The organism is Anabaena sp. TISTR 8404 (assembly GCF_056847745.1).
The window spans coordinates 4,239,028-4,263,039 of record NZ_CP180578.1 but is presented as its reverse complement, the minus strand read 5'-3'; the positions used below and the strand labels follow the sequence as shown (position 1 = coordinate 4,263,039).

The window sequence follows — 24,012 nt, the reverse complement described above, 5'->3', positions numbered from 1 at the left end:
AAGGGTCAAAAGTCAAGGGTCAATAGTATCAGTCATCAGTCAATAATTTGAACTATGGACTATTGACTATGAACTATTGACTAATTACTTTGATTCGAGGGTATCCACGCGGAAACGCTCAACGGAAGCGATTAAGTCACGGGACACACCCACTAAGTTTTGGAGTGCGCCAGAAACTCGCTGTGCTTCTTGGGAGGTTTCTTGGGCTGTAAGTTCTACTGATTGCATAACTTGGGCGACAGCACGGGAAGTTTCTGTCTGTTCTACGGTGTCGCTGGTAATTGAGCGCACAAGAATGTCAATGCGATTTGCAACTTGAATAATATTTTCGAGCGATCGCTTGGCTTCTTCTGCTAGTTTTGTGCCTTTAATTACCTGTTGTGTGCCTTCTTCCATTGCGGTCATTACTGAGCCAGTTTCACTTTGGATTTGCATCACAATCTGCTCAATTTCTTTCAAGGATTTCGCCGATTTATCTGCTAACTGGCGCACTTCATCTGCCACAATTGCAAATCCCCGTCCGGCTTCCCCTGCCCTTGCCGCCTCAATACTGGCGTTGAGGGCGAGTAAGTTGGTACGAGAAGCAATTTGGGAAATTAACGCCACAATCTTAGAAATTTCTTGGGAAGATTCCGCTAACCGTTTTACCTTGCGGGTAGTTTCGGCAACAGTTTCGCGAATTTCTAAAATCCCGGCGACGGTGTTTTCTACTGCTTCTCCACCTTTAAGTGCGATCGCACTAGCATCACGGGCAACAGTTTCAGCTTCTCGTGCGGCTTCGGCTACCCGTTGAATCGAGTCGGTCATCACCTGCACAGAATTTAAGGTGACAGCCAATTCTTCTGCTTGGCGCAAAGCATCACTCGATAAGGCTCTGGCAAAGGTTTCAGAATTTGTCGCGCCTTTAGTTACTTCTCGTGCTGCTACTTTTACCTGTTGCACAATATCCCGCAAGTTTTGAATTGTCAGGTTAAAAGCATCGGCAACGGCTCCGAGTACGTCGGCTGTTACCTCCGCTTGCACTGTCAAGTCCCCTCTGGCCGCCCCTTCTACGTCGTCTAGCAAACGAATTACTTGCCGTTGGAGATTTTCTTTGGCTTCTTCTTGTTCGTCGGCTTTGCGTTGAGCTTCATTGGTAGTTGTAAAAATTACCCGCGCCATTTCGTTAAAGCCGGTGGCTAACAGCCCTAATTCATCCTCGGAATAGACTGTTGCTTGGACATTGAGATTGCCTTGGCGGACAGCATCAAATTGATTTTGCAAATCCTTAGTTGTGCGGCGAATTTGCTTGAGGGTGAGATTACCCATAAAAGCGGCAGTGGCAAACCCCGAAATCCCGGCTGCGAGGGACATTGCCCAGCCTGTGTTGCGGATGGATTCTCGCTGTTGTGGTGGCGAAAATGAGGTAGCAGCAAAGCTAACGGTAGCTACAACCAGTGCCGAGAAAATACCGACAGTGCCAGCAACTAGTAAAGGCTTCATATCCAAAGAAGCATTTTCTAGTGGTGCTAACCAGCCTTGCTCAACACTAGCTACTGGTTCTAGTTTAGAGACATCGGTTTGCGTGAATATCGGGACTGCTTCTTGAGAACCTGTGATAGTAAACAGTTCTTCATCGCGATCGCTACTAACATTATTAGCTGTTGTTTCGGTAAATTTGCGGGGACTGCTATGAGCTTCCAATGGCCCAGACAGTACCACATCCCCAAAGCTGACATCTGCGTCTGCTATGTCAAACCCAGGAATATTACCCAGGTCGTCAAATTCATCAAAATCATCTAAAAACTCGATATTGCTCTTAGAATTTTCACTACTGAGCATACTGTTAGTATCTTCATCTGTTCTGAATTCATCTGAGCCAAAGGCAGATTCAAAGGCTTCAAAATCGAAGTTATCATCACCATCAAAAGAGTTGGTGTCTAAAGTTGTGCCAGCTTTTAAAGGAGAGTTCGGCACAGCAAAATCGTCGTTAGCAGATAAGTTTCCTGTTGTAGAATTATCGGGAAATTCTATTTGTTCTAACCAATTACTTGATTTGGCAGCAAATAAATTATCTTGATTGGTTTTTACGTTCACATTCTGGATGTCTTCTTGTGACTTTGGTAAAGTTTCATCCAGAATACCCATATTCAAGTCCAAACTTGCCATGCTTGGCTCTGGATATTTTTCTGCTAATAAAACTTCGGATGAAGTATCTAAAATGTTACTTGTTGGTGAATTAGCTGGGGCAAAAGGAGAATCAACACTATTGCTATCAAAAGGAGAGCTTGATTGACTCGAAGTTGTACCACTATCAAAGGAATTACTGGTGATTTCTGACTCGTCTAAATTAAGTGCTGATAAGTCTTCTTGCCAGAAAGCTGGTAAATCTAATGCGATTTCTGCCTCTGAGTTGCTATTCAGTTCTGAACTATTGTCATTTTGATTCAGGGCAAAAGGATCATCAATCAAAGATGGTGCTTCTTCAACCGTTTTCTTAACTACAATACTGTCTGTGGGAATATCAAATGGGTTGAGGGATGACTGAGATTCTTCAAAACTATTTAAATCAAAACTTTGGCTATCTAAGTTAGCGAATGCGCCTAAGTCTTGTAAGTCAGATGTATCAAGATCTGAGGAATCAGAAATACTGGAAAAATTTATGGACTCATCAAGGTCTACAGGAATAACTTGTTCTTCTAATGGCTGTAGATATTGATTGATATTCTCCAGACCATTTTTCGCAAAACTGATGATTTCTGGTTCATCAGTTAACTGTAAGACTTTTTGGTATTCTGCTTTGGCAACATCATACTGTTGCAAAACGTAGTAGACGTGACCCCGCAACAAATGGCAGTTTGGGTCATCTGGTACATGCTGCACTACCTGGTCGACTAAGGTAGCGGCGAATTCATAATCTTGTTCTGCGTAGGCTGTACAAGCCTGCTGATATGTTTCTAGATAATCATCTATTGTTGCTGCCATTTGCTCCCTCCCAATATCATCCTGCCCACCTTGCACTCCGCACAATCGCCGTTTGATCAAGCAATCTTAGACACTGATTGTTTTTAGCACCTAATAACCACTCGCCACGCAAAAAGGGAGCCATCGTATCTGGTAGATTTGTTGGTGGCATCAGATGTTGTACATCTAGCCAATCCATACCGCCGACTTCATCTACGGCTAAACCGACTATGGTTTCTTGCTCCTCGATCGCAATTACTGGAATTTCAGATCTATCCGTATTTAACGCAGTTCCTTCGCCAAGAAATTGACCCAAATCAGCTACCCAAATTACTCGACCTCGTAAATTTAGAGTACCCAAAAGTAAAGGAGAAGCATTAGGGATCGGGGTAATTCTGTCAGGACTTAATTCCAAGACTTCTCGGATACCAGTAGCTGGTAGGGCAAATTCCTGATGCGAGGGAATATAAAATCGCAAATGTAACTCACCTTCAGGACTTTCTACTTGTAATTCAGGCCGAAAGTGGTCTTGGCCACTACCACTCAAAAAGTCCGGTTTGCTAACCATGTTATTTTCATCCTTATCCTCGCAGGAGTTGTTTGACTGTTCCTACCAACTCTGTTGGCTGAAACGGTTTGGCTATATAGGCATCTGCACCCTGTTTCATCCCCCAGTAGCGGTCAAATTCTTCACCTTTAGAAGAACACATCACGACAGGGACGTTTTGGGTTTTTGGGTCAGATTTTAACCGACGACACACTTCGTAGCCGTTCATCCGTGGCATGACAATATCCAATACCACCAAGTCTGGTGGAGCGCTTTGAATGGCCTCCAACGCTTCTACTCCGTCACTGGCATAGGTGACTGTTAAACCAGTGGCTTTCAGGAGGTCAATAATCATCTCCCTCTGTGCGAGACTGTCTTCCACAATCAGAACTGTACTCATAAATGCCTATCTACCTCCTGATGTAGACGTTCCTCTTTGGAACATTCCCTGACTCCCCGTAAAAATTACTTGTATAAATTTATGCTATTATTTCACTAATTGACTAGATAATAATTTGGCACTGGGGTTGGTTGATTTCTGTGATAACATTTTTTACCCCATCTTTTATAGAATCAACAAGTCTTCTATTTCATTGGTGTTCCCATAAAAGACTTGTAATTAACATATTTCTCAACCAGCATGAGTAATTCTGAATCATCAAACGGTTTTGTCAAATAATCTGTTGCACCGACCATCCTGGCTCTGACTCTATCAATAAAGCCATCTTTACCAGTCAGCATGATAATCGGCACTAGTCGAAATGCTGTGGAATGACGCAACATATTACAAATCTCGTAACCGTCTAGTTCGGGCATGGCGATGTCGCACAAAATTAAATCTGGCCGCAGTTGAAACACCAGACCAAGGGCTTCTAGAGGGTTAGTTAGGGCGATCGCTTCATAACCATGTAACTTTAAAATTGACTCTACAGCCTCACAAATCGTTGTCGTATCATCAATACAAACTATCCGAGGACGATGATGTTCTTCTCCTCCCAATGGTATTAATGTTCGGGAATTAGTTGTCGCTGAATCTACTAGTTGCAACCAACCTTGTAGTACATAAGGATATATCGCCTTAGCAACTGTCAACAAATCTCGGTTCAGATAACGCGCCAGTTGCCGTAGGGATGTTTTGCCATCAGCCCAATGCTGTAGCTTAGTAACTGTTGCTGCTGGTAGTGAGGAACGCAGTTCTACTGTGTCAGCTAAAACTGGCAATTGTTCAGGAGACTGAATTTGCGGATATAGCCGCTTCCATTCTTGGACTTGTTGTGTGATTCTTGCCACTAAAGGCGCAATCTCTAAACTAGTCAGTTGTGGTGCTAGGGCTGCTCCTTGACGAAAAATAAAACTACCTTGGTGTAAACTCAACAAATCAAACAAAGTTTCTTGCACTAAGCGGTGAATAATACTATGAGCTATCTTCGGGCTGATGATATTTTGCTCTAAAAGAGTCCACAAATAGCCATACTCTGGGACATTGTGTGTTGCTAAAGCTGCATGTTGCTTTTGCTCAAGTCGTGACTCGACGCGGTAATGACGTAAATAATCATCAATCCGCGATAAATTACTATCACCTGCTTGGCAATAAACAATTTGACCATTGAGGAAAAAAACAAACCAAGATTGTTTGCGGCTATTTTTGCTATGGCGATGTCTGGGTGTCTCATCTTGAGTGAGATTATCTTGATTGTGAAAGCCCGCTTCCACTAAAATTTGCCCAGTTCGCTGTCCTAACTCAATCAATTGCAAAATACTGCGAATATCAATTTCATTTAAATTTCCCTGCATTTAGCTCAACGTTACTCCTGGTTGTATTCTTGACTTAAGTTTGCCCATGAATTTTTGACAGATTTCTCATAAGTAAAGTAATTTTTTACCTCTAAACGTTTGCCATCTTATTTCTCCAACAATTAATGTCTATCAGGAGATACATTTAGCTATAAACCGTAAATTTTCGTAATACACCTTGATAAAGTTAGTGATAACACGGAAGTCATCATCAGTCTTACAAGTACAAAATATAATGGCGTGAGCAAATCGCTTCTACAAAATATTACGGCGTGAAATCTCACGTCTATAAATAGTTTTGTCTGTCTTTTTTCCTACAGTAAAGTGAAATAAAGACAAACTAACAGAATTATCTCAGGTATATCTTAAAAACACGGACATTAAGTACGCAAAAGGACGAACGGTGTGCTGTATTTAGCAGAAGTACAAAAGCAGAAAGGCGGCTTACTTAGTGGTGGTTCTAAAACCGAACTGAAACTGCTAGCTTGTCAGCGAACCGACCAGAATTGGAGTACTGTGTCGGAAGAAGTAATCACAGCTGAGGAAGCAAGCAAATTAAATGATGGCGCATTAGTGCTAGTAGAACTGAATCCCAATCGTCAAGTACAGCGGATTCAAGAAGCAGGGCGGCCATTAGTCAATATATTGCAAAATTTTTCACGGCAGCTAGAAAAATTTAAATTGAAGGAAGATGAGATTGATCAGTGGAAGCAGTCGCTAACATTTCAGGCGCAAGAAATGAATCGCCGAGAAATGGAAATGGAAGCACGCTTAGAACAGTTGCAACAACTGGAAGATGATTGTCAACGGCTAGAAGAGCAAAAACAGGAATTTGACACATCCCGTGAGGAAATTGAAAAGCTACAAGCGGAAATTGAGCGTAACCGCCAAGAGTTAGAAGGCGCTTGGGAACATTTACGTGGTGAACAGCGGCGCTTAGAAGAACGACAAGCAGAAATACAACAAGGGAATGTTTTAGATGAAGAGCAAAGTCGGGTGATGAGCGATTTATTGAATCGCTTATCTAGCCGTGTTGCGCCGACGGAAACAGTGAGAGAACATCTACGCCTTGCTTTTGAATTAATCGAACAGCAGCAAGAGACTTTAAAACCTCACTGGGAAAAACTGGAACAACAAAAAACTTTAGCAACGCAACAGCAAGAAGAAGTTGAGTATCTTGCCCAAACTTTAAGCGATCGCCAAAACGAATGGCAACAAGCACATAATTCTTTAGAGCAGCAAACTGCTCAATTAAAAATAAATATGGCAAATATTACTAGTAAGCAAGATTATGCTCGACTAGTCAAAGAACAGTTGCAATATCAAGAAGATTTATATCAAAAAATTCATGCTTTATCTGGCGGAAATAGTGATATTTCTAGCCAGAAAGTTGATGTAGAAGCGTTAGAAAAAATGCCTTTAGATCAACTGCAAAAAATAGTTCAAGACTTGGCAAATAAATTAGAAATAGACTCTAATTTTGTCCATGAGCAAGAACAAGAACTGCAATATAAGCAAGAAGCTATAGAAGAATTACAAAAAAAACTTAGCCAAGCTTCTGACCAGGATCACATCAATTTAGAAATGGAACTGGCAGATGAAAAAGACCATTATCAAATGCTTGAAAAAACTTTGGAAGGTCAACGCCGGAGTTTGTTACAGCGCGATAAATTTCTAAAGCAGCACCAAAATGTATTGCTCCGCAGACAAGGACAACCTGTTCTTAATATAGAAGAAGAAAACCAAATTGATGTTGCTCCGATTTTGCTACAAATCGATAGCCAGCGACAACAACAATCTCAAGAACTGCAAAAACTGGAACAGGAACTTGAGCAGATGCGTTCTGCAATTGATTTAGATCAAGGGATGATTGATAATCAAAAGCATGATTTGTCACAAAAGCAACAAGAAATCAAAACTTTAGAAGCTAATTTACAATCTTTACGCACAACAACTGCTGAATGTTGGGTGCGGGTGAATTTATATCAAGAGACACTACAGCCAATTCAAGATTATTTAGACAACTTACGACAAAAACTCCAAGGAGTTAATGAATCGTTGGCTCAAGTGCAAGAAACTGGTGATTATCAACTACAAACTATTAGCGAGATGCGTCAGACTCTGCAAAGTTTGATATCTCAACCAGAATTAGTAGCGTCTTGAGAAGTATGAAGTGTGAAGTATGAAAAATATTTTGGACTTCATACTTGATATTTGATGAAAATCCAGTCGCCTTGTACTTGAGCGATCGCACCACCAGGAAACGGATCAGTTTGTGAACGGTTCGGCGCTATAATTAAAGCCGTTAATTTTTCAATATGCTCAAAATTAGGTGCGTCCGACAAAATTTCTAGCAATACTTGGCGCATCACACGCCTTTGTAAAGCTATTGGTGCTTTCTGTAATACCCGACGGTTGAGTTTGAAAAAATCCCCACTCCCCATCATCGCTTCTTCTCGCAACTGCTGGGCTGATTGTTCCAAATACTCTACATCTGCTTGCAGGAGTTCTGCTGTTTGGGCTAAAGCTGATTCTACTTTGGGGTTAAAGTTTGTTTGCAAATAGGGAATTAATTCTTGGCGGATGCGGTTACGAGCATACTTTACATCTTGATTGGTAGAATCTTCCCAAATAGGTAATTGAAAATCTTGGCAAAATTGCCCTGTTTCTTGACGAGTAATTTCTAAAAGTGGACGCACTAGGGTAATTTTTTCAGATAAAGAACGTTGCCAAGTTAAAGCTTGTAAACCATCAGCACCAGTACCACGCATTAAATTGTAAAGCAGAGTTTCGGCGCGATCGCTTGCTGTGTGTCCGGTAACTATGTATTGATAGTTATGTTGTTGTGCGATCTCATTTAAAGCCTGATACCGCCAATTCCGCGCCGCAGCTTCACTATTTACAGCTTCTTTGGCTATTTCTAAATAAAAATCTAAACCCCAATTTTTAGCTAAATCTCCTACATGATCAGCATTAGCTTGCGAATCATCACGCCAACGATGATCACAGTGAGCAATACTTAAATGCCATGACCATTTTGGTTGTAAATCTAACAATAATTTAATTAAGCACAGAGAATCTTGTCCCCCAGAAACAGCAACTAATAGCCGTTCGTTATGTTTAAATAAGTGACGCGATTTGATAGTTTGATGAATTTTTGCATGTAAAGGAGTCCATACCATTAATAATTAGTAATTTGTAATTCTTATTTAAAAAATAAAAGGCAATATAATTTAGCCCCTCTTTATTGGTTTAGAGGGGCTAAAGCTATTAAAAAAACCAACCGTAAGAATGTAAACCTTTACCTAAAAGATTCACGCCGAGATAACAAATCCAAACTACAACAAAGCCACTTGCAGCTAAAATGGCAGGGCGACGACCTTGCCAACCGCGCGTAATTCTGGCGTGGAGATAAGCTGCAAAAACTAACCAAGTAATTAATGCCCAGGTTTCTTTGGGATCCCAACTCCAATAAGAACCCCAAGCTTCATTTGCCCAAACTCCGCCAGCAATAATGCCAATTGTTAGCAGAGGAAATCCTAAGCCGATGATGCGATAGCTGATATTGTCTAGGGTATCGGCAAGACTTAGACGCTGGGGTGAGAGAGTTTCGGCGGTGGCTGTGGTTCCTGATTGACTTGCAGTGACTAAATTCAAAACGGCAGTGCTACCGTTGTTAGTATTGGTTTCAAAACGACGCGCAGAACCGTTATTTTCACCAACAGGTGCTGCTGGTTGATTAACTAGTTCACCTGCTTTGTGTAAACGGTAGCCATTGCTGCGGTAGCCACCAGTCCCAACAGAACTACCTTGTAGTTGGATATTTTGACCGCGCGTAACAATCAAAAAAGCGATCGCTAATACTGAACCTACCATTAAAGCTGAGTAGCTCAACATCATGACGCTGACGTGCATCATCAGCCAGTTAGACTTCAATGCTGGTACTAAAGGTTCTGCGGCTTGCATTTCTGATGGTAAAGTCAGGGCAGCAAAAGCAGTGATTCCCATTGCCACAGGCGCAGTGAAAACTCCCACTAAGCGGCTACGGGTACTATTTTCCGCAATTAAATGAACTGCTGTAATTCCCCAAGTCAAAAAAAACAGTGATTCGTACAAGTTACTTAAAGGGAAATAACCTGCTTCTATCCATCTTGCGCCTAAAAGGGTAGCAATGCACAAATTTGCGATCGCCATTCCGGCTGTCCCCAAAGCACCAATTGCTGGCAGATTTGGAAAAGCCGCTCCTCCCCAGTAAACCAACATGGTGAGGAATAACACAGCAAAGGAGGCGTTGTCTAGCCAGTTCTGGAGTAAAACCAGATTCATACAGTATTCTCCACCGTTATTGTTTAAAATATCGATTCTAACTATTTTGATCCTAACTTGAGTTTAATTAGAGACTCAGGGTAGATAGAATAAATTAATGTGTGTGATATCGCTAAACTGGCGTAGCAAGTAACACGGAGATAGGCAAAATAAAAATCTCCGTGTGATGATATCTAAATAATCTTCTGCAACTTCAGGGTTTTGAACTACTAATCTTGGGACTGTTCGCCGGATTAGGTGAAGTTGCTGAGTTGGTAGATTTTTTCAGAGAGAGAAATATATCGTAGCGGGTACTGCGACTGTCACTTACAGCCGTTGTCGCCCCAATTGAACGAGTTGCTTCTAGAAAAGTTCTTTGTTTGGGAAATAGCGTATTGAGGGTAAAGTTATTTACCATCCGTTCTACATCTATAAAAAATTGTCCATTTGTAGGATTGGGTTCTGTAGGTACAGTGTTTTGAAATGAAACATTGCTGGCCAGTGTGCTGTTAGGTTTAGGGACAATTTTATCGGTGACGGGAGCGCCCAATACTAAGAAAGCTACATCTTTATCTAACCAACCGTGACTAGCCGTTAAAGTACCAAAAGGCCCAATCCAGTTAACAACAGGTTGACCTGCAACTGTTCCTGGTTGAATTTGGAATTGATATTGATTTTTAATCACGTCATCCAGCTTTTGTAGGGATGCTTCAGCTAATTTGCGATCGCTCGCTTTAATCATGAATACCAATCCGGCTCTAAAATCTCCTGGTGTGCCATTTTTTGGTGTGTTAGGAATCAGTGAGACTGCAAACTCACCTTTCATCCAACTGAGTAAATCCCTTTCTAAATCAAGATTGGTCAGAGATTTTACCCCACTACGCAGCTGTTCTGGAGATACCGGTGAGAGTGGATTTCCTTGCGATGTGAGGATGTAGTCTCCCCATAACCTTTGTAAGTTGCTACCAGATAACATCATCAAGGTTTCTGCTGGCATTCGTTGCTGCATACTGCCAGCTGTGTTGTCAACTGATAGTAGGCGCTGACTTTGAGGATTAAGCCATGAAACTCCCTTCAAGCGGATACCTTCTGACTCCAAAGTAATGCTGCCTGCCAAACCTTGGTTATTTTGGAGTTGAGCTAAAACTTGTGCCGGTAATCGGCGATTAGGAGCCGTAGTCGCAATTTTGGCAGCCGTTGGGACGTTGACGTAAAACTGGGCAAAGGAGTGAGACTCGGCAATTTTCGGAAAATTATCGGCGAAACTCCCAACTGTTGCTAAGGATGTTTTATTTTTGTAGGCATCAATTGCCCGTTCTGTGGCTTTGGGATTATCCGTAATTACTAGGAAGCGTTGATCTAATAATGTAGCTGAAAAGTTTGTGCCGAATTGTCCCTCGCTTTGTTTAATTGGAATTCCTTGATAGGTGCGGTCAATCCATTTACCTGTTTTCAGAGCTTTGGGTTGTGCCAAGATTTTTTGCGCTAACTCTGGGTTTTTTACAGGCAAAACCATAACTATTGACTGCTGACTGTTAGCAGCAACGCCATCAGTAGCTACAGGCTTGGGGGCAGGCGGACTATCTTCGGGAGCTAAAATTGCGATGGTAACTTCTTCATCTACCCAAGGCTGAATATCTTGCTCAAAGTTAAAACCATTATTTGTCAGAAAGCGATCGCGCAACTGAGTTAAATTTTGATTCAGTTCTGCTTGCGACTCTTTCGTGCCAAACTCCTGTAATTTCTGCCATTGTTTGGGATCTGTGGTCAGAGAAGCTGCAAACAGAGCATCGCTCGGAATAATATTTGCACCTACTAGTAAATTTCCAGAATATAGATGCCCCTGGCTAAACAACCGATAGGCAACTCCGCCACCAATAATTAATAAGCCAGTAGCCGAGAGCGTCAGTGCCAGAGACGGTTTCTGTTTTTTCTTCATGGGAACAGACACAATAGGCAGCGCCATTGAAACCAATACCTCATACTTGCGAACTTTTTACTTGCTTGGCCAAGTAAACTTAAGCTTTTCCCATTCTTTTGGGCAGTTTTTCAACAATTTTCTCTACCCTGAACTTTTGCTGATACTTCGGTAATTAACCTTAGCTATTTTTGCTGTAAAAGTAGTGATTTTGTTGTTAGTTAATCTTTTTAACATGCTTTGCTCTATTTCGCAGGCAACTTTTCCATAAAAGTTTGATTTCTCGGTCATTCTTAGTTAGAGAAACCATTTGACAATTGACGCATTGATACTTTGAATCAATGGTTGATCAGCAGGGTGTAGAGAAGTAAAACCCTTACGCCCATAGGTTTTTAAACCTTTATGGTTACTCTTAACAGACGACCTTTCTGCATAAGTTCTGAACTTTACACCAAGCATTATGAGGATATAACTAACTCAAAAAAGCTGCAAGTCGCCAGTATTTTGTAATTTTTACTACTTACACAACTTAGTTATTCTGTATTTAATGCTCAAAAATCTTGCTTGAATGCGTCAATTTTGAAATTATGATTACTCATGACTATTTGTACCAAAATTATTAAAACTCAAATTTTGGAGATTTATCGATGTTTTTGGGCTTAAATCAGGCCTATAGTGGCTAGATAGCGGTAAATGAACTATCGAGCCAGAATTGAATTTTTATATAAATTTAATTTTTTTCCAACTGAGGTAAATTCGATTACCTCATGAGTGTTGGATTTTACTGTAGCGATCGCCACTTGATTCTACACTTTGCTATTAGTAGAACTTAGCTGCATCGGCCCCAAATACTTGGTTAAATAAGGTGAGAAAACCTCATAAATCAAAGTTAGCGGTTGTCCATGATGCCAAAATAGGTAGTGACGACCCCAAAACGGCCCTGCCACATTAAAGCCAGACTCTAAGGCTGTCGAGTTGCCATAATAAATACCTCGCACATCCCGATACAACTCTGTGCGGAGACGCGCTAAACTCGCCCAAATTGGCAATGAACGATTTTGCAAATACTCATCTACATGGCTGGCTTCCCACCAAGATGTCGCATAAGCTAATCTCTGCCCCGAAGCAGTACGCAACCACACCTGTCGTCGTAGTCTTGGCCCTGGTACGGCTTGAATTAAATCGGGCGCATGATCTAAATCCGTGCCAATCAATGACATGTCAATGACATCTACTTCGGTTGGCTCACCTGTCAGCAATTCTAAATGCCTAGTTGGAGAACCATCGCCCAATAACAGCAGTTGCCAAGCTGGAGCCAGCTGTGTGTGCGGCAAACTCTTTTTGATAACTTCCTCGCCTCCTTGCCAAATCGGAGTCAGACGATGCCAAGCTGCTGGCAGTGTGGAGTTGTTTGTCAGAGTAAAAATCGCAGTCAATTTTATTTACAAAAGTTCATCTATCTCTATAAAAGCACAAAAAAAACTCAAAAGTTAATAGTCAACAGTCTCAGGCTTTTTACCTTTGACCATTGACTATTGACAAATGACTATCCACTAAAAAAATGCGGATGGCGAGACTCGAACTCGCAAGGCAAAGCCACACGCACCTCAAGCGTGCGCGTATACCAATTCCGCCACATCCGCGAGAGTTCACTGAAGAACTAATATAGCACAATAAAGTGACTATAGTAAGGTAATATCTAATTTTGCAAAATTTACCAAAAATTTAAGTGAACATGTTCACAACTTTCCCGAAGGCGGATATCAGACTAACAGAAATGTAATAGCGCCACAAGTGATATTAGGGTATAGCTACTTTAAGATGCTCTGCACTAACCACAGCCTAGTTCGGGAAACTAACAAAAGACAAGCAGATGTGATGCTGTTAGTCTGGTTAAAACCCGTAGAGGCTCCCTGGCAGTCCTTACCTTCGTGGAACTCCGAAGGGCGTATATAGACTGCTCAGGATGATGTTGAGAAAGCTCTGATCGTCATTTGCAACCAAGTAAAAGCTCTGTTGCAAATTAGATAAGAGAAAATGTCGATCTACTGGTACTAATATCGAAGCTAGAAAATGAAGTTTGACAAAATATTAATTGCTAACCGAGGAGAAATCGCGCTTCGCATTCTCCGCGCCTGTGAAGAAATGGGAATTGCGACTGTTGCGGTTCACTCCACCGTTGATCGTAACGCTCTCCATGTTCAACTTGCTGATGAAGCAGTTTGTATTGGTGAGCCTGCCAGTGGTAAAAGTTATTTAAATATTCCCAATATCATTGCTGCCGCTTTAACGCGTAATGCCACTGCCATTCATCCAGGTTATGGCTTTTTGGCAGAAAACGCCAAATTTGCGGAAATCTGTGCTGATCATCATATTGCTTTTATTGGCCCGACTCCTGAAGCTATTCGGTTGATGGGGGATAAATCTACAGCCAAAGAAACCATGCAAAAAGCTGGAGTACCAACAGTACCTGGTAGTGATGGTTTAGTAGAGTCTGAGCAAGAAGGATTAGCACTGGCTAAGGAAATTGGTTATCCAGTAATGATTAAAGCCACGGCTGGCGGTGGTGGACGTGGGATGCGTTTAGTCCGTTCTGAAGATGAATTTGTCAAACTTTTCTTAGCTGCTCAAGGAGAAGCTGGCGCAGCCTTTGGTAATTCTGGCGTTTATATAGAAAAATTTATTGAACGTCCACGCCACATTGAATTTCAAATTTTGGCAGATAACTACGGCAATGTGATTCACTTAGGTGAACGAGATTGTTCTATTCAACGCCGCAACCAAAAATTACTAGAAGAAGCGCCAAGTCCGGCTCTTGATTCTGATCTACGCGAGAAAATGGGACAAGCTGCTGTTAAAGCTGCTCAGTTTATCAACTTTACAGGGGCAGGGACTATTGAGTTTCTCTTAGATAAATCTGGTAAATTCTACTTCATGGAAATGAACACCCGCATTCAAGTAGAGCATCCTGTAACAGAAATGATTACTGGAGTGGATTTAGTAGCTGAACAAATTCGGGTGGCTCAAGGCGAAAGACTGAAAATAACTCAAGACCAAGTAGTCTTGCGTGGTCATGCCATAGAATGCCGCATCAACGCTGAAGACCCAGATCATGATTTCCGTCCAGCCCCAGGTCGGATCAGCGGTTATCTTCCTCCTGGTGGCCCTGGTGTGCGAATTGATTCTCACGTTTACACTGATTACCAAATTCCGCCTTACTACGATTCTCTTATCGGTAAGCTAATAGTTTGGGGGCCAGACCGCGCCACTGCCATTACCAGGATGAAACGCGCCTTACGGGAATGTGCAATTACCGGACTGCCGACTACAATTGGGTTTCATCAAAGAATTATGGAAAACCCACAGTTTTTACAAGGCAACGTTTACACCAATTTCATTCAAGAGATGAAACTTTAAGGAATTAGGAAGTAGAAAGGTAAAGGGTAAGGCGTAAAAGGCTGAGAAATATCTTATTTTCAGCTTACTACCTGTCCCTTTCCTGTTACCGCACTCAGGTTGGTTGAGATTAATCGTAAATCCCGTTAAATACAAAATCCTGGTTAATGAAGGGGACTACTGACAGTTTTACGACCACGGTTAAGTACATGGGCCAATGAGAAATAGCTGAAAATCTATGCTAAACGCTGTCAAAACGCCCATTTACAAAAAGTGTGTTGACATGAGGGTCTGCACCTTATTTTAATCAGTGAGTGACAGGAATTATTTTCTCAACTGTAGATAGTGAGGTGGCAATTGGCAAGAATCGAGATCAAAAGAGGAAAAGGATACAAAGACTCCCTTCGTGCCTACCAAATTGAGCTTGATGAAAAGACAATCGGAACAATTAAATCTGGAGAAACTTTGAGCTTTGACATTGGGCTAGGAAAACATCACTTGAGGATGAAAATAGATTGGTGCAGTAGTTGTTATTTGGAGTTTGAAATTAACGATCAACAAACTTTGCATTTTGAGTGTGGGAACAATGTGCCAACTTTCGGGGAACTGATATACATTGTGTTCTTTCGGAATAAGTATCTGTGGCTCAGACAAACTTGATTTGTAATACGAGCTTGCATATTGAAGCGAGGTAGCAATTTGCCGAAAAATACGGAAAATCCTTGGTTGATAGCTGGCTTCCCCCTCTCAGGACAAACTGCTGGCTGGTGTAAGTTATGGCAAAGAACGAAGGAACTATACGGTAGCCGCGCCTAAGAAACCGTTGCAGCGGAGCGCGGGCAGCGCGTCTCACGTGCTTAAACGGATTGTCGTCGCCCTCGCCCACTGAACGGGAGCATTATCTGGCTGCGCCAAAAGTCTTTCCACTCATGGTTTGTGGGTGATCGCCCTTCCTACCGTTCCTCTAAGATTGATGATTAGGCGATCGCATCATACCTTATTCCCTAACTGACATGAGACATCATAGTCAGCAGCCCTTGCTGACCTAAGAGAATTTCCCGCAACAAGCTGAAAATCCCTACCCAAATAATCGGGGTAATATCAACCCCGCCTATGGGTGGTACTAGCTTACGTAAAGGCACTAAAAATGGTTCGGTAGGCCAAGCTATGAGATTAAAGGGCAAACGATTTAAATCCACTTGCGGATACCAAGTGAGAATAATGCGGAAAATAAATAGAAATGTCATCAGTCCCAACAGTGGGCCGAGAATCCAAACGGTCAAGTTAACACCAGTCATCGGTTTGAGCTACTATTTTTGAGCAAAGAAAATTCTGAGAAGCAAGTTTGAAGCTTTGTAAAGTGATCTATACATATTTTATTTCAAATGCCAGTCAACCAATTTTATATTTTGGATTTTGGATTTTAGATTGACTCCACAGATAAATCTGACAACTTTTACCATTGCGGTAATATTGCTCACGAGAAACACAAAAGCACCACTTTCCCTAAATATTAAGATTTTTAGAGATTTTTGTAAAAAAATTTGTGTCTAGTTGCAGGAAATACTGAGCTATAAATATTCATCCCTAGCCCCTAGCCTCTAGTCTCTAGTTTTAAAGCTCATACCAAGAGGCTTCTCAAGTAAGTACTACACTATTAGAATTATGATGAAGTGTGTAAAAAAAGGTTGAGAACAATGACACCATCTTTAGCAAATTTTCTTTGGAGTCTGGTTTGGGGTACAGCGATTGTCGTTATCCCTGCTACAGTTGCACTAATTTTCATTAGCCAAAAAGATAAAATCCAACGTTTTTAATCCTTTAGTGAGTCAGTGCGACTCTGATACCAATTGTCTGTCAGCTATTTACCCAATTGCATTCACAGCAGCCATCTTCCTTGTGAGGACAGGGTATACTTAGCTGACAGATATCAATTTTTTGGATTGCGATAAATAAACAGCTTCAGACCTTCTGAGCCAGAAGCTTTGAAGCTTAATTATATTGTGATTAATTAAAGTAGTGATTTTAATTGTGACTCGCTAACATAGATTGTGATATTGGGATAAAGAACAATGCTAAATTTTGGGCTGAACTCAGCCAGTGTTCTGGCTCAGGTCAATGTAGGGACGAACTCAGCCAGTATTCTAGGAATTTTCCTGGCTGTGGCTGGGGCAGCGCTGTATTTTATGCGGACTGTACGCCCAGAACTTTCACGAGATCAAGATATCTTTTTTGCTGCTGTCGGTTTACTCTGCGGCTTTATTCTTATTTTCCAAGGATGGCGGTTAGACCCGATTCTGCAATTTGGTCAGTTACTTTTGGTTGGTACAACGGTGTTTTTTGCGGTGGAAAGTATTCGCCTACGCAGTATCGCTACTCAGCAAGCCAAGCGTAATACTCCCATTGTGGATAGAGAACGAGAAGTCAGCGATAACTATTCATATAATAGGAGATCGCGCAGAGACTATGAGGCTGAGGTAGAAGACGAATACGAGCCACTACCTTATGAGGAAGAAGAACCTCCTGCACGTCCCAGAATTCGGGGTAGCAGAGATGAACGCTCATCTCGTGATGACTACAATGAGGAGCAACCACCTCGTCGCTCAAGTCGCCGCGCTAGTAATGAACGGACAGAAACAACTGATAAAAATCGTCGCCGGACTTCTGCACGTTCCACAAGCCGTCAGACTGAAAGATATGACGACGAAGAAAGTTGGGGTTCTCCTTCGACTAGGCAGGTTGATGATTGGGAAAGTTCCAGTGATGAAGTGAGAAAACCTTCTCGTCGTGGTAGCAACGGTACTCAGCGTCCAGAAAGCCGCGAAGATGATGTTCCTGCTAGACCGAGAAAACGCCGTCCGCCTGCTGAGACAACTTCTCGCAGAGAGAGTGTTGATGATGATGTCATCCGGGCAGATTACGTCCCATACAAGCCGATTGACCAGTCTGATGACGAATCAGATAATTCAACTAACTTTGATGATGTCTAAAACTGTTGGGATAGATGTAAGCTAGAGGCGATGTAAAAAATAACAGTTGAGGTGAACAAATTTACGCCTACCTTGTGGCTCCAAAGACCGATTCATTGGAGCCTGATTTTTGGATTAACAAGCTTACTTGTATCTTGTGGTTCCAGTGAGATTCCACTTGGGCCTACTTCTCTTAATAGTCGCTACACAGAAGAACAACCGACGTTAAGTGGCAACGGTCGGTTTTTGGCATTTGTTTCAAATCGTAATGGCAGTCACCAATTACTGGTGTACGATTTGCAACAGCAAATATTTGTGAGAACGCCAGGTTTAAACCGACCAGAGACAATCAGTGAGAGTCCTAGTTTAAGTTACACAGGGCGTTATATTGTTTATTTAACTAGTGACCAAGGTAGACCAGTGGTAGCTATTTACGATCGCGCTACGCAACAATCACAAATTCTGACTCCTGTCTATCGTGGCTGGGTGCGAAATCCTGGTATTAGTCCTGATGGACGTTATGTTGTGTTTGAAACAGCCAGTCGTGGTCAATGGGATATTGAAGTTTTAGACCGTGGCCCCAATATTGAATTAGATATTCCTAATGGTGCAACTGTAGAAGCGCCTAATTAAAGTATGAAGTGTGAAGTATGAAGTATGAAGTGTGAAGTGTGAAGTATGAAATTTTGTTCTTTAGTATCTTACTTTTTGACAAAGGACAAATGACCAATGACTATTGACCATTGACTAATGACAAACCGCACTATTTTTATCCCTATATTTGCTTGTTGTAGTTTACTAACTGGTTGTTTTGGTTATCCTCGGTTGGTGAGTTATCCCTTTGATCCGGGGGGGCGGAGTCTCAACAGCTTGGCTTCGGAATTAAATCCGCAAACTTCTGGCAGATATATTGTTTTTACTAGCGATCGCCGGGGTAGCCAAGATGTTTATATGTTTGATACCCTGACGCGTAATTTAATTGATTTACCAGGTTTAAATGCCTTAGATACGATCGCCTCTCACCCTAGCGTTTCTCAAGATGGGCGTTATGTTGTATTTGCCGCTAGTCGTCAGGGGCGATCGGCTATTTTTTTATATGACCGGGAAACTCGCCAATCCCGCAATTTAACTAATAATCTGCAAGCGGAAGTTCGTAACCCGACCATTAGCGCTGATGGTAGTCGCATTGCATTTGAATCGAGTAATAACGGACAGTGGGATATTTTAGTTTATGACCGTTTTGGGCGACCATTGGATATTCCACAAGACCCTAGATAAAGTATGAAGTCTAAAGTGTGAAGTATGAAATTTCAGCCTTCAGACTTCATACTTCACACTTGCTTAGTTTGTTGTACAGATTCAATGAGCGATCGCACTTGTTGTGTACCTTCTGAAGGTTCAAAAGATAAGGGGAATTTACCTTTGGCAAGCATTCTTAATCCCAGAGGTGCGAGACTAAGTAATCCTCTAAGGTCACGGAAATAATTACCAACTACTTGTAAACCAAATTGGCGTTCGTCAATCCAACCGCCTTCTTTGACTAACTCGACTAAAACTTTGCGGTGACGAATTGAACGGGTATCAGTTTTTTGTTTGTGTGTGAGAATTTCTTGTTTAATTTTGGTGATTTGTTCTAGAGGTGCGACTTCCATTGGACAAACTGAATCACAATATAAACAACGAGTGCAACCCCACACTCCTTTAGTACCTTCGTTGTAATTTTCTAAGCGATTTGCTGTGTCACTATCACGAGAATCTGTAACCATGCGATAGGCCTTGGCTAAAGCATGAGGGCCAACAAAATCAGGATTCACTTCACGGGCATTGCATTCAGAGTAACAAGCACCGCACATAATACAGTTACCAGTTTGATCCAGAAGCGATCGCTCTTGCGGTGTTTGTAAAAATTCTCGTTCTGGGATTTGACGTGCTGCTGTACTCACATAAGGCGCGACTGCCTCTAAGTTATCCCAAAAACTATTCATATCTACTACTAAATCTTTAATTACAGGCATATTACCCAAAGGGGCAACCGTAATTTCTAGATTTGAATTTGCTGTATTTGTCAAAGATTGTATTTGTTGTAATCTAGCAATTTCGCTGCCAACATTTTCTTTACAAGCTAAAGCCGAACGTCCATTGATGCGCATTGCACAGCTGCCACAAATGGTATTGCGACAATTTTTGCGAAATGCTAATGTGCCATCTTGCTCCCATTTAATTCGATTTAAACAATCGAGGATTGTATTACCAGGGTCTACCTCTAGAGAGTAAGTTTGGACAACAGGCGCAGAATTTTGTTGCTGCCGAATAATCTTAAAAATAACTTCCATTGCTACTAACCAAAGTCTTAAAATTGCTTTACCAGCCTCAGAAATCATGAGTAAAGGCTAGTAGGTGCGAAAATTGAGCTATACTCTTGTTGCTCTTAATTCAACCGCCGAGTGTTAAAAGGCTGATGAGGAAAGAGCCAGTGATTCTAGTTACAGGATAACCATTAAAATTTTAGTTGTATTAGCACCGTGTCCGAGATTTATGTTAAGCTCTAAGCCCTAGTACTAAACAGGCGATCATAGCTTATGGTCTACCTTACCTGTTTATGAGTTAAAAACAAAAGAGTTTTTCTTGGAGATCAACTCAAGTTAATTACCTAAATTACAACAATATTCCCTGAAATACACTTCATCTGCTTAATACATCTTTATATCAACAAGACTCATAGCTAAAATCTACTTATTGGAAAAATTAGAGAAATAATTGCTAAACGTTAATTTTTGCTGATATGGAAGTGTTAAAGCTGATAATAAACATCTGATCACGGTAATCAAGCACTTGACAGATGAGAAATATATTTATTCTTCCCAAAGACAGACACTCAAAATACCTGAGAGTTGTTTGTCTTGTGAGAATAAACCAGGAGGTTAAACCTTGGTGCATTTTTGTCCCTTCCCAATTTCCCACATCAAAGAATGCCACTCACTCAAAACTGCTGATCTAAATTTAGATGAATTTTTATAAAAGTGATGCAGCAATACGCACGTTAGCTAATAAACCAGAATGAAAATCCTGACTGCTTATTGCCTCGTTAAGCTAAATGATTTAGATAAAAGTTTGTCTGTAAATTAAATTCAAAGTTAAACAATTATTTTGCTATTATTAGTCCATGCTAGTATTTAATATAAAATTACGAAGTAACAAAACCAGTCTCAATCGTCGTATAAGCGCGATTACCACTGCTTTGTTTTTTCGTAACGTAGAGACAAAAAATTTGATGTCTCTATATCTGGGACAAAAGGTGTATGTTCAAGAGAGCATATTCAAATACTATGCCGTCTTAAGCTTAAGAGGAAGAATGGTTAAAACCCTACAACTCAAGAGCAATAAAGGCAAGCTCTGAAAGTGGAAAACCTGCAATTTCTTAGGTCTACTACTTATTTAGAGTAGAAACAACCTCATTTGTAAAGGTGGCTTAAAGTTACACCGCTACAGTAGCGCCAAAAGAGAAAATCATTTTGTTTTCAATGGCGAATCATGGTTAAAAGTGCCGTAAAATCACCAAGATAAATGCTTGTGACAACCCTGACTTTAATCTGTTGCAGGCAAGCATAATATAGGCGCTTGTGGCTCCTCTATCAGTAGCAATTTAACCCTTCCCCTAAAATTTTGAGCATCTTTTTATGGATACTCAAAATTTAAATACTGGCATCAGACTACATAGTTTATCAGTTTGGAGAGAGTAAGGATAATTTGAGCGTAATGACAGAAACTGCAACTGCACCATTAACTGGAAAAGCACTGCTTGCTAAGGTAAAAGAACTTTCTAATTTACCTAGAAGAGAAAGAGCAAAGCAGTGTGGCTATTACACTGTTACTAAAAATAACCAGGTGCGCGTCAATTTAACTGATTTTTATGACGCTTTATTATCGGCTAGAGGAATTCCCTTAAGTCCAGAAGCACCTAAAGATGGCCGTGGCCGCGAACCGACATATCGGGTTAGCGTTCATCAAAATGGTCAAATTGTCATTGGTGCAACTTACACCAAGGCAATGGGTTTAAAGCCTGGAGATGAATTTGAAATTAGATTAGGATACAAGCATATTCACCTGATTCAACTAGGTGAAAGTGATAAAAAAGGCATCTCCCCAGAAGACATGGATGAGGTAGATGAAGACTTAGACGAGGAAGAATAAATTTGGCGATGGTAGGGAGAAGTTGCAGGTAAATGCTGGAAAACTTATCCCTACTATTACAGCCAATCACTCTGTTTAAGAATTCTGTTCTAATAAAACGATACGATTAGACATATTGCTCAAGCCACAAATTTTAGTAGAGTCTTGAAGAGAAACCAAGAAATCTATTGTGTAAGCAGTCTATCGTGTTTTTTTTATTTGTTTTAGCAAATTTTGTTCAGCCATCAGTCAACACCCTACTGTCATTTCTCGAAAATGCATCAGTACCAGTTGTTTTGATGGCATTTTTTATTAGCTGGGTAGTTTGCTGGTTACCATTGGCAGTAATATCTGCTATTTTTATGCGTTGGCAACCAACAAAGCCTTTGCAGCCAGAACAAAAGTTACCGCTCATCGTGACACTTTATCTATTAGCTCCCTTAGCGCTTTGGGAAGTTATTTTGTTATGTAAAAAGTCTTTTGCTGATTATGGCTTAATAGTCAATATTTCCTTGCTAGGCGGTTTAGGGCTGGGTTTTGGTTTGGGATTACTCAGCCTAGCTATGATGTTTACTGTGCAATTAGGGCTGGGTTGGTGTGAATTTGAAAAGTCTAAAATTAATTTATTACCATCTATCTTGCTACCGATTTTATTAGTAGCGTTGTTGGTAGGTGGTATAGAAGAGTTAGTTTTTCGCGGTTTTTTGTTAACTGAATTAGAAAGAGATTATCCAGTGTGGATAGCAGCAGCAATTTCTAGCTGCATTTTTGCGGTGCTGCATTTAGTTTGGGAGCAGAAGGAAACTCTACCACAATTACCAGGGCTGTGGCTGATGGGAATGATGTTAGTCATGGCCAGGATTGCAGACAAAGGTAGTTTGGGTATAGCTTGGGGATTACACGCTGCTTTAGTGTGGGCGATCGCTACTATAGATACAGCCCAACTCATAACTTACACAGGCAAAGTACCCGAATGGTGGACTGGTAAGTACAAAAAACCCCTAGCTGGGTTGGCTGGGGTTTTTTGCGTTCTGGGAACTAGCTTGATTCTTTGGTTGATATCTAGGAATTTAGGAAATTGAGCAGGTAAAAGGAGTCATAGCAAAAGAAACTTATTAACTCTTTTAAACGCAAAGTGACGCTGAGATTAGTGCAAAGTAACGCAGAGTGTTTGCAACGCTAATTTGCTACGAATTAATGAAATGGTATGCTCAGTAGTTTTTTAATATCGAAAAATGCGATCGCACCACTCATTCTACTAGTGCGATCGCTTCTTTATTTATGTTAAGCTGATTTTTAGATCATAAAATTAACTGTTAATTTCATGCTGAATCTATGATTGACCTCAATAACATTCACTCACTCTCGGAATTTCAGCGAAACACCAAACAGTACATCCAGCAGATGGGAGAAAGCGAGAAACCCATTGTACTTACAGTCAATGGTGCAGCTCAACTTGTTGTGCAGGATGCTAAAGCTTATCAGAAACTCTTGGAACGCTTAGAATATGCCGAAACCGTGGCTGCACTCAGGCAAGGAATTCAGGAAATCGAGCAAGGAAAAGGGGTTCCAGCAAAAGAAGCGTTGGAAAGTTTAAGAAGAAAGCATGAAATTTCGCGTTAGCATCTCTCCGTCGGCGCTGGCTGATGCGGAAAGGTCATACCTTTGGATTCGAGAGCGAGATCTAGAGATGGCAGAAAAGTGGTTCGATGGACTAATAGAGGCAATTGATTCGCTTGAAAGCTTTCCGGCTCGTTGTCCTTTTGCTCCCGAAAGCGAGGAGGTAGGAATAGAGATTCGCCAACTGTTCTACGGAAAATCGAAGCGATTCAGCTACCGAATTCTGTTTAGTATTTCGGAAACAGAAGTTAATATTTATCGAATCAGACATACCGCACAAAAATATCTGACAGAAGATGATATTGAGTCAGAAAAAGAATAAAGCGGATTATTTAGTAATGTTGTTTAAT

At 41.2% G+C, this 24,012-nt stretch carries 20 protein-coding genes and 1 tRNA gene; 10 read left to right on the top strand and 11 right to left on the bottom strand.

Annotated features, from left to right (window positions below):
- Positions 1-84: 84 nt before the first annotated feature.
- From ACMX3D_RS18460 to ACMX3D_RS18445, 4 genes are all read right to left on the bottom strand, one after another.
- Entirely contained in the window at positions 85-2,964 is a 2,880-nt protein-coding gene (locus tag ACMX3D_RS18460) for a methyl-accepting chemotaxis protein (protein ID WP_482747328.1), read from the bottom strand.
- Between the two features lie 16 nt (positions 2,965-2,980).
- Positions 2,981-3,511 carry a chemotaxis protein CheW gene (locus ACMX3D_RS18455; RefSeq protein WP_482747327.1) on the bottom strand — a complete coding sequence of 177 codons (531 nt, stop codon included), beginning with the start codon at positions 3,509-3,511 and terminating at the stop codon, positions 2,981-2,983.
- Positions 3,512-3,524: 13 nt separating this feature from the next.
- The gene (locus ACMX3D_RS18450; RefSeq protein ID WP_015112466.1) at positions 3,525-3,890 is read right to left on the bottom strand and encodes a response regulator transcription factor; all 366 of its coding nucleotides are present in this window, start codon (positions 3,888-3,890) and stop codon (positions 3,525-3,527) included.
- 185 nt (positions 3,891-4,075) lie between these two features.
- Positions 4,076-5,284 carry a response regulator gene (locus ACMX3D_RS18445; protein ID WP_482747326.1) on the bottom strand — a complete coding sequence of 403 codons (1,209 nt, stop codon included), beginning with the start codon at positions 5,282-5,284 and terminating at the stop codon, positions 4,076-4,078.
- A 405-nt stretch (positions 5,285-5,689) separates the two neighbouring features.
- Between ACMX3D_RS18445 and hmpF the strand changes: the two genes are divergently transcribed.
- Positions 5,690-7,447, top strand: coding sequence for a pilus motility taxis protein HmpF (gene hmpF, locus ACMX3D_RS18440; RefSeq protein ID WP_482747325.1), 1,758 nt, complete (start codon positions 5,690-5,692; stop codon positions 7,445-7,447).
- Between the two features lie 38 nt (positions 7,448-7,485).
- Here hmpF and tilS read toward each other — a convergent pair whose 3' ends face one another.
- From tilS to ACMX3D_RS18415, 5 genes are all read right to left on the bottom strand, one after another.
- Entirely contained in the window at positions 7,486-8,466 is a 981-nt protein-coding gene (gene tilS, locus ACMX3D_RS18435) for a tRNA lysidine(34) synthetase TilS (RefSeq protein WP_482747324.1), read from the bottom strand.
- Positions 8,467-8,554: 88 nt separating this feature from the next.
- Positions 8,555-9,610: a c-type cytochrome biogenesis protein CcsB gene (gene ccsB / locus ACMX3D_RS18430; protein WP_482747323.1), complete on the bottom strand. Its 1,056-nt coding sequence runs from the start codon at positions 9,608-9,610 to the stop codon at positions 8,555-8,557.
- Positions 9,611-9,803: 193 nt separating this feature from the next.
- The gene (locus tag ACMX3D_RS18425) at positions 9,804-11,555 is read right to left on the bottom strand and encodes a DUF3352 domain-containing protein (RefSeq protein ID WP_482747322.1); all 1,752 of its coding nucleotides are present in this window, start codon (positions 11,553-11,555) and stop codon (positions 9,804-9,806) included.
- Between the two features lie 758 nt (positions 11,556-12,313).
- On the bottom strand, positions 12,314-12,943 hold the full coding sequence (locus ACMX3D_RS18420) for a chorismate lyase (RefSeq protein ID WP_482747321.1): 630 nt from the start codon (positions 12,941-12,943) through the stop codon (positions 12,314-12,316).
- 126 nt (positions 12,944-13,069) lie between these two features.
- Positions 13,070-13,150, bottom strand: a tRNA-Leu gene (locus ACMX3D_RS18415).
- Between the two features lie 430 nt (positions 13,151-13,580).
- Here ACMX3D_RS18415 and accC point away from each other — a divergent pair.
- Complete coding sequence (accC, locus tag ACMX3D_RS18410; protein WP_482747320.1) at positions 13,581-14,924, top strand: acetyl-CoA carboxylase biotin carboxylase subunit; 1,344 nt, start codon at positions 13,581-13,583, stop codon at positions 14,922-14,924.
- A 983-nt stretch (positions 14,925-15,907) separates the two neighbouring features.
- Here the strand turns inward: accC and ACMX3D_RS18405 are convergent.
- The gene (locus ACMX3D_RS18405; protein ID WP_482747319.1) at positions 15,908-16,201 is read right to left on the bottom strand and encodes a YggT family protein; all 294 of its coding nucleotides are present in this window, start codon (positions 16,199-16,201) and stop codon (positions 15,908-15,910) included.
- A gap of 399 nt (positions 16,202-16,600) precedes the next feature.
- Between ACMX3D_RS18405 and psbX the strand changes: the two genes are divergently transcribed.
- The 4 genes from psbX to ACMX3D_RS18385 all read left to right on the top strand — a co-directional run bounded on the left by psbX (position 16,601) and on the right by ACMX3D_RS18385 (position 19,150).
- On the top strand, positions 16,601-16,720 hold the full coding sequence (psbX, locus tag ACMX3D_RS18400; RefSeq protein ID WP_482747318.1) for a photosystem II reaction center protein PsbX: 120 nt from the start codon (positions 16,601-16,603) through the stop codon (positions 16,718-16,720).
- A 255-nt stretch (positions 16,721-16,975) separates the two neighbouring features.
- Positions 16,976-17,893, top strand: coding sequence for a Ycf66 family protein (locus tag ACMX3D_RS18395; protein ID WP_482747317.1), 918 nt, complete (start codon positions 16,976-16,978; stop codon positions 17,891-17,893).
- Between the two features lie 51 nt (positions 17,894-17,944).
- A complete protein-coding gene (locus ACMX3D_RS18390) occupies positions 17,945-18,505 on the top strand; it encodes a TolB family protein (RefSeq protein ID WP_482747316.1) in 561 nt (186 codons plus the stop codon).
- 117 nt (positions 18,506-18,622) lie between these two features.
- On the top strand, positions 18,623-19,150 hold the full coding sequence (locus ACMX3D_RS18385; RefSeq protein ID WP_482747315.1) for a TolB family protein: 528 nt from the start codon (positions 18,623-18,625) through the stop codon (positions 19,148-19,150).
- 53 nt (positions 19,151-19,203) lie between these two features.
- Here the strand turns inward: ACMX3D_RS18385 and ACMX3D_RS18380 are convergent, their stop codons facing one another.
- Positions 19,204-20,205 (bottom strand): succinate dehydrogenase/fumarate reductase iron-sulfur subunit, encoded by a 1,002-nt coding sequence (locus ACMX3D_RS18380; protein ID WP_482752377.1) that lies wholly within the window; start codon positions 20,203-20,205, stop codon positions 19,204-19,206.
- Between the two features lie 1,423 nt (positions 20,206-21,628).
- Here ACMX3D_RS18380 and ACMX3D_RS18375 point away from each other — a divergent pair.
- From ACMX3D_RS18375 to ACMX3D_RS18360, 4 genes are all read left to right on the top strand, one after another.
- The gene (locus ACMX3D_RS18375) at positions 21,629-22,063 is read left to right on the top strand and encodes an AbrB family transcriptional regulator (RefSeq protein WP_096583771.1); all 435 of its coding nucleotides are present in this window, start codon (positions 21,629-21,631) and stop codon (positions 22,061-22,063) included.
- Between the two features lie 185 nt (positions 22,064-22,248).
- Positions 22,249-23,124: a CPBP family intramembrane glutamic endopeptidase gene (locus ACMX3D_RS18370; protein ID WP_482747314.1), complete on the top strand. Its 876-nt coding sequence runs from the start codon at positions 22,249-22,251 to the stop codon at positions 23,122-23,124.
- Between the two features lie 253 nt (positions 23,125-23,377).
- Positions 23,378-23,665 carry a type II toxin-antitoxin system Phd/YefM family antitoxin gene (locus tag ACMX3D_RS18365; protein ID WP_482747313.1) on the top strand — a complete coding sequence of 96 codons (288 nt, stop codon included), beginning with the start codon at positions 23,378-23,380 and terminating at the stop codon, positions 23,663-23,665.
- Positions 23,649-23,984 carry a type II toxin-antitoxin system RelE/ParE family toxin gene (locus tag ACMX3D_RS18360; RefSeq protein WP_482747312.1) on the top strand — a complete coding sequence of 112 codons (336 nt, stop codon included), beginning with the start codon at positions 23,649-23,651 and terminating at the stop codon, positions 23,982-23,984. The genes ACMX3D_RS18365 and ACMX3D_RS18360 overlap by 17 nt, the downstream gene beginning before the upstream one ends.
- The last annotated feature ends 28 nt before the right edge of the window (positions 23,985-24,012 follow it).